The sequence below is a fragment of the Methanobrevibacter boviskoreani JH1 genome (genome assembly GCF_000320505.1).
Lineage (GTDB): Archaea > Methanobacteriota > Methanobacteria > Methanobacteriales > Methanobacteriaceae > Methanarmilla > Methanarmilla boviskoreani.
Map to the genome: position 1 here is coordinate 23,565 of NZ_BAGX02000007.1, position 13,106 is coordinate 36,670.

The window sequence follows — 13,106 nt, forward strand, 5'->3', positions numbered from 1 at the left end:
ATGACATTAGTAGTTTTAACTGGTATTCCAGGTTCTGGAAGTACTACAATACTTAATAAAACATTAGAAAAAGTCGATTATCTTCATTTAAATTATGGGGATGTCATGACTCAAATTGCTCTTGATGAAGGTATTGTTGAAAATAGGGATCAGTTAAGAAAATTATCTCCTGATACTCAGAAGGAAATTCAAAAACTTGCTGCTGCAAAAATTAGTGAACAAGCTCAGGACGGAAATGTTATAGTAGATACCCATTGTACTATAAGTACTCCTAAAGGTTTTTTACCTGGACTTCCAAAATGGGTTCTTGAAGAATTGAATCCTGATTTATTCATTTTAATTGAAGCAGATCCTGATGAAATCATTTATAGGAGATTAAATGATGATAGTAGGGAAAGAGATATTGAAAAAGCTAAAGATATTCAATTACATCAAGAAATGAATAGGGCAGCTTCTATGGCTTATGCTACTTTGACTGGAGCTACCGTTAAAATAATTAAAAATCATGATAATCATTTACCTTCCACTATTAATAAGATGGTAAATCTTTTAGAATAAATTTAAATATCTCATGATTTAATTTTAAAGAGGAATATTATGGCAGATATTATAATATCTTTTTTAAATTATATTTTTAATCCCCTTTTATCATTGGATCCAACTCCTAATAATCCAATTTTAACTGTGTTTGTTATATCTTTCATTGTTTCACTCATTACAACTGTTGCTAATAAATATTTAGTTAATCAGGATGAAATGAATAAGACTCAAAAAGAAATGAGAGAGTTCCAGGAAAGAGTTAAAGAAGTTCAAAAAAGTGGAGATCAAAAAGCAATGGCAAAGCTTCAAGCTGAACAAGTGGAAATGATGCAAAAACAAAGTAAAATGATGACCGAGCAGTTTAAACCTATGATTGCTACTATGGTTCCTATCCTTTTAGTATTTTGGTGGATGAGTGCATCAACTATTAAAAATACTGTAGTTATCTTACCTCCTCTTGTTTATTATTGTTCATTAACTCCAATCTGGCATACTATTGGACCATTAATTCCAGGTTATGGTGCAGCTAATCCACATGCACTTCCATGGTCAATTGGTTGGTTATTATGGTACTTCCTTTGTACTTTATTAATGTCTCAAGTTATTAGGAAATTTATGGGATTCGAACAAGGTTTCTAATCCTAAAATCAATTTATTATTATGATATAATAATAAATGGGGACCTTAAAACATTAAATAATATTTTTTAAATATTATTTTTATTTAATTTTTTTTAAAAAATTATTTTTTTTAAGGTAAATACTTCTAAAAAACTCATATTTATAAATAACGAAAAACAATATATAATTAATTAATAATTTTTATAATCTAAATTTGAATTTAGATAAATTATTTTAATTATTTTATTAGAATTTATGAATTACAAATCAAATTAATTAGGTGATATAATGCCTGCAAATAGGTTTAGATCTCGTTCATACAAAAGAATGAATAAAAGAACTCCTGGTGGAGAAAATGTATTAAGATACAAAAAGAAACGACCTAGTAAACATGTATGTGCTGAATGTGGTGCACCTCTTCATGCTGTTCCTAATGGTCGTCCTTATGAAATAAATAAATTATCCAAATCACAAAAAAGACCTAATCGTCCATATGGTGGATATTTATGTCCTAAATGTGCTCGTAAACATTTTAAAAATGAGGCTAGAAAATAATGATAATTACAATCGGTGGTCCTGCTGGTAGTGGAACTACTACTGCAGCAAAGGTATTATCTGAAAATTTAAACATTCCTTATCTATCTACAGGTTCCATATTTAGGGATATGGCAAAGGAGAAAGGGATGAGTGTGCTGGAATTCAGTAAATTTGCTGAAAATAATACTGACATCGATAAAGAAATTGATAGAAGACAAGCTGAACTTGCTTATGAAGCTGGAGACATTGTTGTTGAAGGTAGATTATCAGCTTACTTTATTGAGGCGGATCTTAAAATTTGGTTAACGGCCCCATTAGATGTACGTGCTAAAAGGGTTCATGATAGAGAAAATAAATCAATCGAACAAGCGGTACACGAAATTAAAATACGAGAAGAAAGTGAAGCTTCAAGATATAAGGAAATACATAACATAGATCTTTATGATTATAATATTTATGATGTAGTTATTAATTCAGATTCATTTAATCCTGAAAGTATTTCCCAAATTATTACAGATATATTAAAGGTGATATAATGGCATCAATAGAAGTAGGTAGAGTATGTGTAAAAACCGCTGGTAGAGAAGCTGGCGAAAAATGTGTAATTGTGGATGTTATTGATGAAAACTTCGTAGAAGTAGTTGGTGGAAATGTCAAAAATAGACGTTGTAACATTAGCCACTTAGAACCAACTGCAGATACTGTTGAAGTTTCTGATGATGTTGAAGCAGTTAAAAAAGCTTTAGAATCTTTATAGAACAATTTTATAATTGTTTTATAAATTCTATTAATTTACATTTTTTATGTTTGAAAATTTTTTAATTAATTGATTTCACTATTTTTTTTAGACTTATGTCTTTCTTGATTTTTTCCCGATTTGTCTTTTAAGATACTTTAGATTGTATTTTTATATTCCTATTTTATGATTTTTTTAAGAATTTAGGTTTTGTTTTTCTTAAACCTTCGGCGTCTATTTTATTTTTAATTAATTTTTTACAATATTATAGAGAGTTGTATTTTTTATAACTATTTTATGATTTTTTTAAGAATTTAGGTTTTGTTTTTCTTAAACCTTCGGTGTCTATTTTATTTTTAATTAATTTTTTACAATATTATAGAGAGTTGTATTTTTTATAACTATTTTATAAATTAATGAAAATATTTTATTATTTTTGGTATTTTACTAAATAAAAAGATTTATATATTTATTATTTCTAATCCTTATTTAATAGAATATTTAGGGGGTTTATTATGGATGATGAAATTTATTTTACACTGACTGCTTTAAACATGTTTCATGGTGTAAAACCTTTCAGAATAGGTTCTATTGTTAAACTTGTAAAAGATTATGAGAATACCTATGATTTGGAAGCAATTAGGGCTGAACTAAGATATGCAGGTCCTTCAGCATATGTTGCAAATAGTGTGAAGACGGTTGTTAAAGGAACGATGAGTTCTGGAAGACTTTATGATAAGATTTTGGAAGAGGATTATGGTGTTGTAAAATTCATTTTCGATAATGTAGTAATTTGTAAGTTATTAACTAGTGAGGAGTTAGACGCTGAGAAATCTAATCCCGAAAGTGATGTGAATTTTATTTAATCTAAATTTGTTAAATTTTAATTATAGGGGGAAATTAAATGGATAAGACTTTAAATGATTATTTTAGTAATCTCTCATATTTGGATGTTCAATCTTTTAAAAATATTTCAATAATCGGTGTTAAAACAGTTACATCTAATGATAAAATCGTTGATTTATTACCATTAAAGAAGGGTTTGGATTTGGGCCTTGTTACAATTTCAGAATGTGAGGACGGTCCTAGTGTCAATAGGGTATCTGTTAAAAATAATGCCGTAACTCCATTACTTATTCTTGATGGTGAGGAGTTAATGGGGGCTAAGCAGAATAGAATTGCAAACAATACTTATATTATACCTGCAAAGACTAGGATGGATATAGGGGTTTCATGTACTGAGGAAGGTAGGTGGAGTTCTTCTTTCAGTGACTTTAAATATTCCGACCATTTCGCATCTTCATCAGTTAGAAGGGCTAAGTCTGAAGAGATTTATAAGTCCCTTAATAGGGATGGAACAAGATCTCCTAATCAATCTAGAGTTTGGAGCGAGATCAATGACGAAATCTATTCCCTTGATGTTGAATCAGATACATCAGCACTAAGGGATATGTATACTATAAATAAAAATAGGTTTGAGGAGTATCAGAGTCACTTTCCTATTCAGGAAAATCAGACGGGTTCTATTATTTTCATCAATGGTAAACTGGTAGGTGTTGAATTGTTCCATGATAGCAATTTATATAAAAATTATCATGATAAGATAGTAGAAAGTTATATACCTAATGCCATAAAGTCTGGGGGTGAAACTTTAGCCAAAGTAGATTATGATGTTTTATTAAAAGATTTTATTGATAATATCTTGGATTCAAATCCTGAGTCATTTGATATTCATGGTTTAAATGATGAGTATAGAATTGATGATGAAAACATTACTGGCTCTATTACTCTTTTGGATGATGATATAATCAGCTCATCCTTATTTAAAAAAGTAGAGTCTTGATTTTTGATTTTTTAATAATACTTTTTAAAAATTATTTTATTTTTTTTTTAAAATTATTTTTTTTTAGTGATTTTCATTTTTTTAAAGTATTGTATTATTTTTTATGGGTATCCGGGAATTATTTTTTAATTTTTTTTTAAAGTCTAGAAATCTTTTTATAAATAGAATAATAAAGTATTTTTACTTATGGATTTAGGTATAAATTAATATTTATTTTAATAAATTCTATTTTTTTATAGTTAACATATGTATAATCATAATTACTATAAGTATATTTGTAAAATAAGCTTTATTATTTAAAATATTCTTTAATTATATTTAAGAATTTATAAAATATTTTAATTTAATTTATTATTTAATTTATTTAATTAATTATTCAGTGGGAATTATGAGTGAATTATTAGAAAAATCTCGTTTTGAAACAGATTTTAAATATGGCTGTGTACCTGAAGAAAGGACGATTGAGGAGTATTTAAATAAAGGTGTTATTAATTTAGATAAACCTTCTGGACCTACTTCTCATGAAGTTGATTCCTGGGTTTTAAGAATTTTGGAAGCTGATAAAACGGGGCATGGTGGAACATTGGATCCTAAGGTTACAGGAATCTTGCCAATGGGCATTAATTCCGCAACACGTTCCATGCAACTTTTGTCATTAGCATCAAAAGAATATGTTTGTCTCATGAATATTCATGAAAGCTTGGATGAGGATATAATCAGAGAGGTATTTGATGAGTTTACAGGTAAAATATTTCAGATGCCTCCTGTTAAGTCTGCAGTTAAAAGGGAAATAAGGGCAAGGGAAGTTTATTATGCAAATATTTCCGAGATTGAAGATAGATTCGTATTATTTAGAATAGGTTGTCAAGCAGGTACCTATGTTAGAACTTATTGTCATGATATTGGTGAGGCTTTAGGCTGTGGAGCACATATGGCTGAACTTAGAAGGACACAGGTAGGATCCTTTTCTGAGGATAATAATCTTGTTACCTTACAGGACATTACTGATGCATATTATTATTATAAACATGAGGGTAATGAGAAATATTTAAGGGAATCTATTATGCCAATGGAGGAGGCTGCTAGTCATTTGCCTAAGATATATATTAAGGATTCTACTGTTGCCTCAATTACTCATGGTGCAGATCTTGCTGCAGGGGGAATCTCAATATTATCTGATGACATTCGTCCAGGGGATACCGTTGCAATAATGACTTTAAAAGGTGAATTAGTAGGTTCCGGTATTAGCCGTTATTCCTCTCAGGATATTTTAGATGCTGAAAATGGCATTATTGTAAATACTAATCATGTTTTCATGGATGAGAATCTTTATCCAATTTCATGGAAATGATTTTGAACATTTCTTTTAATTTTTAAATCTCTTTTAATATTTCTTTTAGATATTTAGTTTTTCAATTATTTCCTAGATTAACTAATTTTATATAAAAAATAACAAGCTTTTTATCTTAGAAGATACAATCTTATAATGTTATAAATAGATTTCATTGATTAAATTTATAAATAGATTAATTTTAATCTTGAAAAATTTTTTTATATTGATTATATTATATGTAAATAAGCAAACATTTATATATGATAAATTTAAGATATTATTATATCTTATTATATTGCTTGTTGATATAATGGATATAAGTTTATTAACTTATTTTTTTATTGGTATTTTACCTTTTAGTATGTACTAGTTGGTTATGATATCTTGATGCCGAGATAGTCTAGCCTGGTAAGGCGCAAGACTGGAAATCTTGTGGAGGTTCTCTCCGCCTGGGTTCAAATCCCAGTCTCGGCGTTTATTGGTAATTATTCAATTTTTTAATTTAATTTTTTTTATGAATTTTACTTTCTTAATTAAGTTTATCTTAAAATATTGACTATTAACCAATAATTTGTGCTTAGAACCTGGTTCTAAGTTTTGATTGTTGAAAAAACTGTGTTTTGTAAAACTTTTTTTTTTAAAATTTACATTTACAAAATATTCGAATCTACTACTTCTCGTCTCGTAGATTCGCTCTGATAAATGGAGGTTATATAAATGGCAGACGAAGAATTTAAACATTTAGTACGTATTTCAAGAAAGGACGTAGATGGTAATAAAACTTTCGAATACGCTTTAACAGATATTAAAGGTATTGGATTATCTTTATCAAGAACTATCGGTCTTACTTTAGGTTTCGACTTAAATGCTAAAATTGGATACATAAAAGACGAAGATGTTTTAAAAATCGAAGAACTTTTAGAAAATCCACAAAAATTTGGCATCCCTGATTGGATGTTAAACAGAAGAAACGATTATACTACTGGTGAAACTACTCATTTAATTGAATCTGATCTTGACATGACTTTAAGAGATGATTTAAACAGAATGAAAAAGACCAGAAGTTACAAAGGAAGAAGACACGAACTTGGTTTACCTGTTAGAGGTCAAAGGACTAAAGCTACATTTAGACATGGTTCTTCTGTAGGAGTTAGTCGTACCAGAAATACTGGGTTATAGTTGACTTTTTTTTGGATTAATTAGTTGAATTTTTTAATAAATTAATTTTATATAGGAGATGTGATTATGGGACATCCACGTAAAGCAAGAAAGAAATATACTACTCCTCCACATCCTTGGAATGCTGAAAGAATTAAATCAGAAAACAAATTAATGGTTAAATATGGTTTAAAAAACAAAAAAGAAATTTGGAAAGCTGATACTTTAGTTAGAAAATACAGTAGGGAAGCAAGGTATTTACTTGGTTTTGCTCAAGATCAAGCTGTCGAGGATAAGAATGAATTATTAGGACACTTAATTAGAATAGGTGTTTTATCAGAAAATGCTCGTCTTGAAGATATTCTTAACTTAAATGTTGAAGATGTTCTTAGAAGAAGATTACAAACTGTTGTTTATCGTAAAGGTTTAGCACGTACAGCTAAAGAAGCTAGAATGTTTATTGTTCATGGACACATTGCATTAAATGGTAAAAAAATCGATTCTCCAAGTTACATGGTTAAAAGAGGAGAAGATGATTTAATTGGTTTCTATGGTAATTCATCTGTAGCTAAACAAATTGAAGATTATAACAATAACAAAGCAAATAAAGTTGAAGAAGAATCAGAATAGAAAAAGGTGTTATTTATGGCAAAAGATGAAAAATGGGGAATAGCAAATATTTATTCATCATTCAACAATACTATTATTACTGTTACTGATATAACCGGTGCTGAAACCATTACTCAATGGTCTGGTGGTAAAGTTGTACGTTCTGATAGACAAGAAGCTTCTCCTTTCGCAGCTATGGAAGCAGCTACTCGTGTAGCAGAAGATATTAAAGAAAAAGGATTTGTTGGTTTACATATCAAAGTCAGAGCACCTGGTGGTAACGGACCTAGAAGTCCAGGTCCTGGTGCACAAGCAACTATCCGTGCTTTAGCAAGAGCTGGTATTAAAATTGGTAAAATTGAAGATATAACTCCAATTCCTCATGATGGTACAGGACGTCCTGGTGGTAAAAGAGGTAGAAGAGTATAAATATGGAAGGTTTTTTAAATGGAGATTGAAGTCAAAAGTCAAAAAGATGATGAAATTGTATTCATTATCCGTGATGCAGAAGTACCTTTTGTTAATGCAATTAGAAGAATTGCTATGATGGGAGTTCCTAAATTAGCAATTGAAGATGTCAACATTGTTAAGAATGAATCTGCGATGTTTGATGAGGTACTCGCACATAGATTAGGTTTAACTCCTTTAGTTTCTGACTTGGAATCTATCGAAGGCCTAGTTCTTCCTGATGAATGTGACTGTGATGACTACTGCCCAAAATGCAGTGTTTCATTTACATTAAATAAAAAAGGCCCAGGAGTTGTCTATTCTAAAGATTTAGTCTCTTCTGACCCTAAAATTAAACCTGTATATGACACAATTCCTTTAGTAAAACTTAAAGAAAATGAAGAAATCGAACTTGAAGCTGTAGCAAAACTTGGCTTCGGTAAAGATCATGCTAAATGGATGCCGACTACAGTTTGTGCATACAAACAATATCCTAAGATTACCTTTAATGATGATGTGGAAATCGATTATGATTGTGCTTCTGCATGTCCTAGAGGTATATTAAAAGCAGATCGCAGATCTAAGAAAATTAAAGTTTTAGATATTGAAAACTGTGCAATGTGTAAAAGCTGTGTAAGAGCATGTGTCAATGATTATATTCATGTTGGATATGAAGAAAATAATTTTATTTTTAAAATAGAAACTGATGGATCAATGCCTCCAAAAGAGGTCTTATTAAAAGCTTGTGATGTTTTAGCGGATAAAGCAGATGAGCTAATTGAATTTAGTAAAGGAGGAAAATAATATGGCTAAAAAAGTTATAAAAACAAATCCTAACCTTTTTAAACTTATTAGAACTCTCAAAATTAAATCTAATCAAGAAGACGTAGCTATATGGAAAGATGTTGCATCTAAACTTGAAGGATCTAACAGAAGCACTGCTGAAGTTAATGTATCTTCAATTAACAGATATGCTAATGAAAATGAAGTAGTATTAGTTCCAGGTAAAGTTTTATCTAATGGTAATTTAGACAAAAAAGTTACTGTAGCAGCATTAAACTTCTCTAGTAAAGCTCAGGAAAAAATTGAAAATGCTGGTGGAGAATGCCTTACTATTAGTGAAATTCTTGAACAAAATCCTAAGGGAAGCAATATTAGGATTATGCAATAATCGGGAATGTAGGTGTTAATTATGATTGTTAATGGTGAAGGATGCATTTTAGGTAGACTTGCTAGTGTAGTAAGTAAAGCACTTCTTGAAGGTGAGGAAGTTGTTGTACTTAATGCTGAAAAAATTATGATTACTGGTAATAAGGATTGGGCTTATGCAAAATATAAACAACGAGTAGACAGAAAAAGTATTTCAAACCCTAGGACATTAGGTCCTAAATATCCTCATAGACCAGATGATATATTTAGAAGAACTGTTAGGGGAATGTTACCTATTAAGAAAACAAAAGGTAGAAATGCTTACAAAGGATTAAAAGCTTATGTAGGTGTACCTGCTGAATTTGCTGATAGTGAGGTAACTGAAGTTCCTGCAGCAGAATATGAAAACGTTAAAAAAGGTATAGAATTAGGCGAAATCTCAAGATTATTAGGAGCTAAATTCTAGATTGTAATGGAAGTGTAATTATGAAAGTTGTTCATACTAGTGGAAAACGTAAAACTGCTATTGCAAGAGGTACTGTAAAAGAAGGTACCGGTAGAGTAAGAATCAATAAACAACCTTTAGAACTTTACTCTCCTGAACTTGCAAGATTAAAATTACAAGAACCTTTAGACATTGCAGGAGATATCGTTAACGATGTAGATATCACTGTAAGAGTTAGAGGTGGAGGAGTTATGGGTCAAGCTGAAGCTGCTCGTATGGTTATTGCAAAAGGTTTAGTTCAATACACTAATGATATGGATTTAAAAGAAAAATACAATCATTATGATAGGACTATGCTTGTAGGGGATCCTAGAAGATCAGAACCTAAGAAATACGGTGGTCCTGGAGCTAGAGCTCGTAAACAAAAAAGTTACAGGTAGATTTATAGTTTTATTCTTTAATTATTTAAATAAAAAAGTGGAAATGATGATTTAAAATGATTCCTATAAGATGTATTAGTTGCGGAAAACCAGTATCTGCTTACTTTGATGAGTATAACAGAAGATTAGAAAATGGGGAAGATTCTAAAGATATCTTAGATGATCTTGGTTTGACTAGATACTGTTGTAGAAGAATGTTGATTTCACATGTTGAAACTTGGGAATAAATAGACAGACCACATTTTTAATGGGTTTATTTATTGTCATTTTGTAGTTTTTATTAACTTAGAATATTCTAAAATATTTAGGTTTTAGTTTAAATTTAAATATTTAAATAGTTAGTAAGATTTTTATAAAAATCATAGGAAGATTTTTTATAAATCTTTATTTCAATTCTTTTATATTTAATAGACATTATTTTTTTATGCCTATTAGTTAGGAGATAAAAAATGACTAGAAAAGATTTAACAAGATTTGAAAAAGCTAGAATCTTAGGTGCAAGAGCTATTCAACTTTCAATGGGTGCAGAACCACAGGTTGAAGTTGAAGATTCATTAGATCCTATTGATATAGCTTATCAAGAATTAGAAGCTAATGTCTTACCTTTAGATGTAGTTAGAGATGATGAATAAATAATTAATTTTATTTATCATATTCTTACTTTAATTAAAAGTTTTAACTTTTATTGAAAATTAGTAAACTAATATTTTAATTGTGAAATATTTAAATAAATCAATTAATTTAAATATTAGGTGTATTAATATTATATTAGATTATTTGAAATTCTTTCAATTTAATCGTTTTTCGATTATTTTTTATAAAAAATAATCACTTAAAAAAATAAATAAAAAATATCATAAGAATCTATAAAAGAAAATACTATTTTTTTAATGATTACATTGTAATCTCATTATAGATATTAGGGTAATAAATTGAACATGCACTTGAGGTGTTTTTTTGGATAGTATTATTGAAGATGTCCGTGTTAGAAAAATATTGGACAGTAGAGGTAATCCAACTGTTGAAGTAGATATTATTACTTGGAACGGTTTTGGTAGAGCTGCTGCACCTAGTGGGGCTAGTACCGGTTCTAGGGAAGTTAAATCTTTCCCTGAAGGTGGAGTAGATAAGGTTATTGGCGAAGTAGAAGATGTAATTTCTTCTGAACTTATTGGAATGGATGCTGAATATTTATCTGACATCGATTTAGTTTTAAAAGAAATCGATGGAACAGATAATATGTCTGCTATTGGAGGTAACACCTCTGTAGCTGTGTCTATGGCAGCGGCTAAAGCTGCAGCAGCATCATACAACTTACCATTATACAAATTCTTAGGTGGAAATATGAGAAATGAACTTCCATACCCACTTGGAAATATGATGAATGGTGGAGCTCATGCTGGTGTAAACGCTCCGGATATTCAAGAATTCTTAGTAGTACCTGTAGGTGCTAAAAGTATTGAACAAGCAGTATTCGGTAATGTTGCAATTCATAAAAAGCTTAAAGAACTAATAGCAAAAAAAGATTCTGCTTTCACTGGTGGAAAAGGTGATGAAGGTGGATGGATTCCTAATGTAACTAATGATACCGCATTAGAAATTCAAGCTCAAGCTTGTGAAGAAGTAAGCAATGAACTTGGTTTTGAAATCAGACCTTCCCTTGACTTTGCATCATCTGAATTCTGGGATGCAGACAAAGGTAAATATGTCTATGAACAAGACGGTATTGAAAGAGATACCGGTGAACAAGTGGAATATGTTAAAGATATTATCAATACCTATGGAATGTTCTATGTAGAAGATCCATTTGATGAAAATGATTTTGATGGTTTCTCACAATTAACCTCTGAGGTAGGGGATAAATGTCTTGTCTGTGGAGACGATTTATTTGTAACTAATAAAGAGTATTTAGCTAAAGGTATTGCTCAGAATGCTGCTAATGCTATTATTATTAAACCTAATCAAATTGGTTCATTAACTGAAACTTATGCTACTGTAAAATTAGCTAAAGAAAACAATGTTGTTCCTGTTGTTTCTCACAGGTCTGGAGAAACTACTGATGAAACTATTGCACACTTAGCTGTTGCATGGGGAGCTCCTATTATTAAAACTGGAGCAGTTAGTGGTGAAAGAATCGCAAAACTTAATGAACTCATCCGTATTGAGGAAGAATTATCTGACCCTAAAATGGCAAGTTTCAATTAGATATTTAGATGATTCTTTAAATTTTTTTAATTAATTATAATTATTATGAGTAGGGATAATATGATTATAATAACTATTGATTATGATAAATGTCAAGGTTCTGAATGTGCAGAATGTATTGATATTTGTCCAATGGAAATTTTATTACTTGACGGCGATAAAGTTACAGTTGTTAATCCCGAAGAATGTAGCTTATGTGAAGTATGTATGGATGTATGTCCTGAGGAATCAATAGAAGTTATTGATAATGATTAACTTCACACAAACTCGTTAATAATAATCAAATTTAGCTTATCAATTATGAATTTGATAAAAGATATTAAAATTACATATAATAAAATAAAGGTGATAAAGTGTCAGAACTTTTAATACAATTAGATAATTACTTAGCAGCAGGTTTACATATTGGAACTCAACAAAAAACTAGTGATATGGAAAAATACATATTCCGTGTAAGATCAGACGGTTTACATGTATTAGATATTAGAAAAACCGATGAAAGAATCCAAAAAGTAGCTAAATTTTTAGCTCAATATGATCCACAGGATATCTTAGTTGTATCTACCAGATTATATGGTCAGGCTCCTGTTAAAAAATTTGGGGAAGTTATTGGATGTAAAACTATTCCTGGAAGATTTATTCCTGGAACCTTAACAAATCCACAATATCATAAATTCATTGAACCTAAAGTTATTGTTGTAACTGATCCTAGATCTGATAATCAGGCTATTTTAGAAGCTAAACAAAATGGAATTCCTGTAGTAGGTTTATGTGATACTGAAAACTTACTCAGTTACATTGATTTATGTATTCCTGTAAATAACAAAGGTAAAAAGGCTATTGCTTTAGTTTACTGGTTACTTGCAAGACAAATCTTAAGGGAAAAAGGAGTCATTCCTGAAGATGGTGAAATCGATTTAGAACCATCTGACTTTGAATTAAAAGTTAAAAACTAAGTTTTTAATTTTTTTATTCTTCTATTTTTTTTGTTTTTATAATTTAATTGGCTTTTTACTGTATTTTCCGCTTTTCTTATTTTAATTA

20 protein-coding genes and 1 tRNA gene are annotated in these 13,106 nt (G+C 29.7%); all 21 read left to right on the forward strand.

Annotated elements, in window-relative coordinates:
- On the forward strand, positions 1 to 558 hold the full coding sequence (locus tag ON24_RS00780; RefSeq protein WP_040681600.1) for an adenylate kinase: 558 nt from the start codon (positions 1 to 3) through the stop codon (positions 556 to 558).
- Between the two features lie 39 nt (positions 559 to 597).
- Positions 598 to 1,179, forward strand: coding sequence for a DUF106 domain-containing protein (locus tag ON24_RS00785; protein ID WP_016358832.1), 582 nt, complete (start codon positions 598 to 600; stop codon positions 1,177 to 1,179).
- Between the two features lie 269 nt (positions 1,180 to 1,448).
- On the forward strand, positions 1,449 to 1,715 hold the full coding sequence (locus tag ON24_RS00790; RefSeq protein ID WP_016358831.1) for a 50S ribosomal protein L34e: 267 nt from the start codon (positions 1,449 to 1,451) through the stop codon (positions 1,713 to 1,715).
- Entirely contained in the window at positions 1,715 to 2,233 is a 519-nt protein-coding gene (cmk, locus tag ON24_RS00795) for a (d)CMP kinase (protein ID WP_016358830.1), read from the forward strand. The genes ON24_RS00790 and cmk overlap by 1 nt, the downstream gene beginning before the upstream one ends.
- Positions 2,233 to 2,454 (forward strand): 50S ribosomal protein L14e, encoded by a 222-nt coding sequence (locus tag ON24_RS00800; protein ID WP_016358829.1) that lies wholly within the window; start codon positions 2,233 to 2,235, stop codon positions 2,452 to 2,454. The genes cmk and ON24_RS00800 overlap by 1 nt, the downstream gene beginning before the upstream one ends.
- 494 nt (positions 2,455 to 2,948) lie before the next feature.
- Positions 2,949 to 3,299 carry a hypothetical protein gene (locus ON24_RS00805; RefSeq protein ID WP_040681601.1) on the forward strand — a complete coding sequence of 117 codons (351 nt, stop codon included), beginning with the start codon at positions 2,949 to 2,951 and terminating at the stop codon, positions 3,297 to 3,299.
- A 38-nt stretch (positions 3,300 to 3,337) separates the two neighbouring features.
- Positions 3,338 to 4,276 (forward strand): ARPP-1 family domain-containing protein, encoded by a 939-nt coding sequence (locus ON24_RS00810; protein ID WP_040681602.1) that lies wholly within the window; start codon positions 3,338 to 3,340, stop codon positions 4,274 to 4,276.
- Positions 4,277 to 4,664: 388 nt separating this feature from the next.
- Entirely contained in the window at positions 4,665 to 5,627 is a 963-nt protein-coding gene (locus ON24_RS00815; RefSeq protein ID WP_040681603.1) for an RNA-guided pseudouridylation complex pseudouridine synthase subunit Cbf5, read from the forward strand.
- 371 nt (positions 5,628 to 5,998) lie between these two features.
- A tRNA-Ser gene (locus ON24_RS00820) sits at positions 5,999 to 6,083 on the forward strand.
- Positions 6,084 to 6,326: 243 nt separating this feature from the next.
- On the forward strand, positions 6,327 to 6,788 hold the full coding sequence (locus ON24_RS00825; protein ID WP_040681604.1) for a 30S ribosomal protein S13: 462 nt from the start codon (positions 6,327 to 6,329) through the stop codon (positions 6,786 to 6,788).
- A gap of 66 nt (positions 6,789 to 6,854) precedes the next feature.
- The gene (locus ON24_RS00830) at positions 6,855 to 7,397 is read left to right on the forward strand and encodes a 30S ribosomal protein S4 (RefSeq protein ID WP_016358824.1); all 543 of its coding nucleotides are present in this window, start codon (positions 6,855 to 6,857) and stop codon (positions 7,395 to 7,397) included.
- Positions 7,398 to 7,412: 15 nt separating this feature from the next.
- Positions 7,413 to 7,805: a 30S ribosomal protein S11 gene (locus ON24_RS00835; protein WP_016358823.1), complete on the forward strand. Its 393-nt coding sequence runs from the start codon at positions 7,413 to 7,415 to the stop codon at positions 7,803 to 7,805.
- 18 nt (positions 7,806 to 7,823) lie between these two features.
- Positions 7,824 to 8,627 (forward strand): DNA-directed RNA polymerase subunit D, encoded by an 804-nt coding sequence (locus ON24_RS00840; RefSeq protein WP_016358822.1) that lies wholly within the window; start codon positions 7,824 to 7,826, stop codon positions 8,625 to 8,627.
- 1 nt (position 8,628) lies between these two features.
- Entirely contained in the window at positions 8,629 to 8,994 is a 366-nt protein-coding gene (locus ON24_RS00845; RefSeq protein WP_016358821.1) for a 50S ribosomal protein L18e, read from the forward strand.
- Between the two features lie 21 nt (positions 8,995 to 9,015).
- Positions 9,016 to 9,438: a 50S ribosomal protein L13 gene (locus ON24_RS00850; protein WP_016358820.1), complete on the forward strand. Its 423-nt coding sequence runs from the start codon at positions 9,016 to 9,018 to the stop codon at positions 9,436 to 9,438.
- 17 nt (positions 9,439 to 9,455) lie between these two features.
- Positions 9,456 to 9,857, forward strand: coding sequence for a 30S ribosomal protein S9 (locus ON24_RS00855; protein ID WP_040681605.1), 402 nt, complete (start codon positions 9,456 to 9,458; stop codon positions 9,855 to 9,857).
- A 56-nt stretch (positions 9,858 to 9,913) separates the two neighbouring features.
- The gene (locus ON24_RS00860) at positions 9,914 to 10,084 is read left to right on the forward strand and encodes a DNA-directed RNA polymerase subunit N (RefSeq protein WP_016358818.1); all 171 of its coding nucleotides are present in this window, start codon (positions 9,914 to 9,916) and stop codon (positions 10,082 to 10,084) included.
- Positions 10,085 to 10,306: 222 nt separating this feature from the next.
- A complete protein-coding gene (locus ON24_RS00865; RefSeq protein WP_016358817.1) occupies positions 10,307 to 10,489 on the forward strand; it encodes a DNA-directed RNA polymerase subunit K in 183 nt (60 codons plus the stop codon).
- A gap of 325 nt (positions 10,490 to 10,814) precedes the next feature.
- Positions 10,815 to 12,062, forward strand: a complete 1,248-nt coding sequence (gene eno / locus ON24_RS00870; protein ID WP_040681606.1) for a phosphopyruvate hydratase — start codon at positions 10,815 to 10,817, stop codon at positions 12,060 to 12,062.
- A gap of 60 nt (positions 12,063 to 12,122) precedes the next feature.
- Positions 12,123 to 12,317 carry a 4Fe-4S dicluster domain-containing protein gene (locus tag ON24_RS00875; RefSeq protein ID WP_016358815.1) on the forward strand — a complete coding sequence of 65 codons (195 nt, stop codon included), beginning with the start codon at positions 12,123 to 12,125 and terminating at the stop codon, positions 12,315 to 12,317.
- Positions 12,318 to 12,415: 98 nt separating this feature from the next.
- Complete coding sequence (gene rpsB, locus ON24_RS00880) at positions 12,416 to 13,018, forward strand: 30S ribosomal protein S2 (RefSeq protein WP_016358814.1); 603 nt, start codon at positions 12,416 to 12,418, stop codon at positions 13,016 to 13,018.
- Positions 13,019 to 13,106 lie beyond the last annotated feature (88 nt).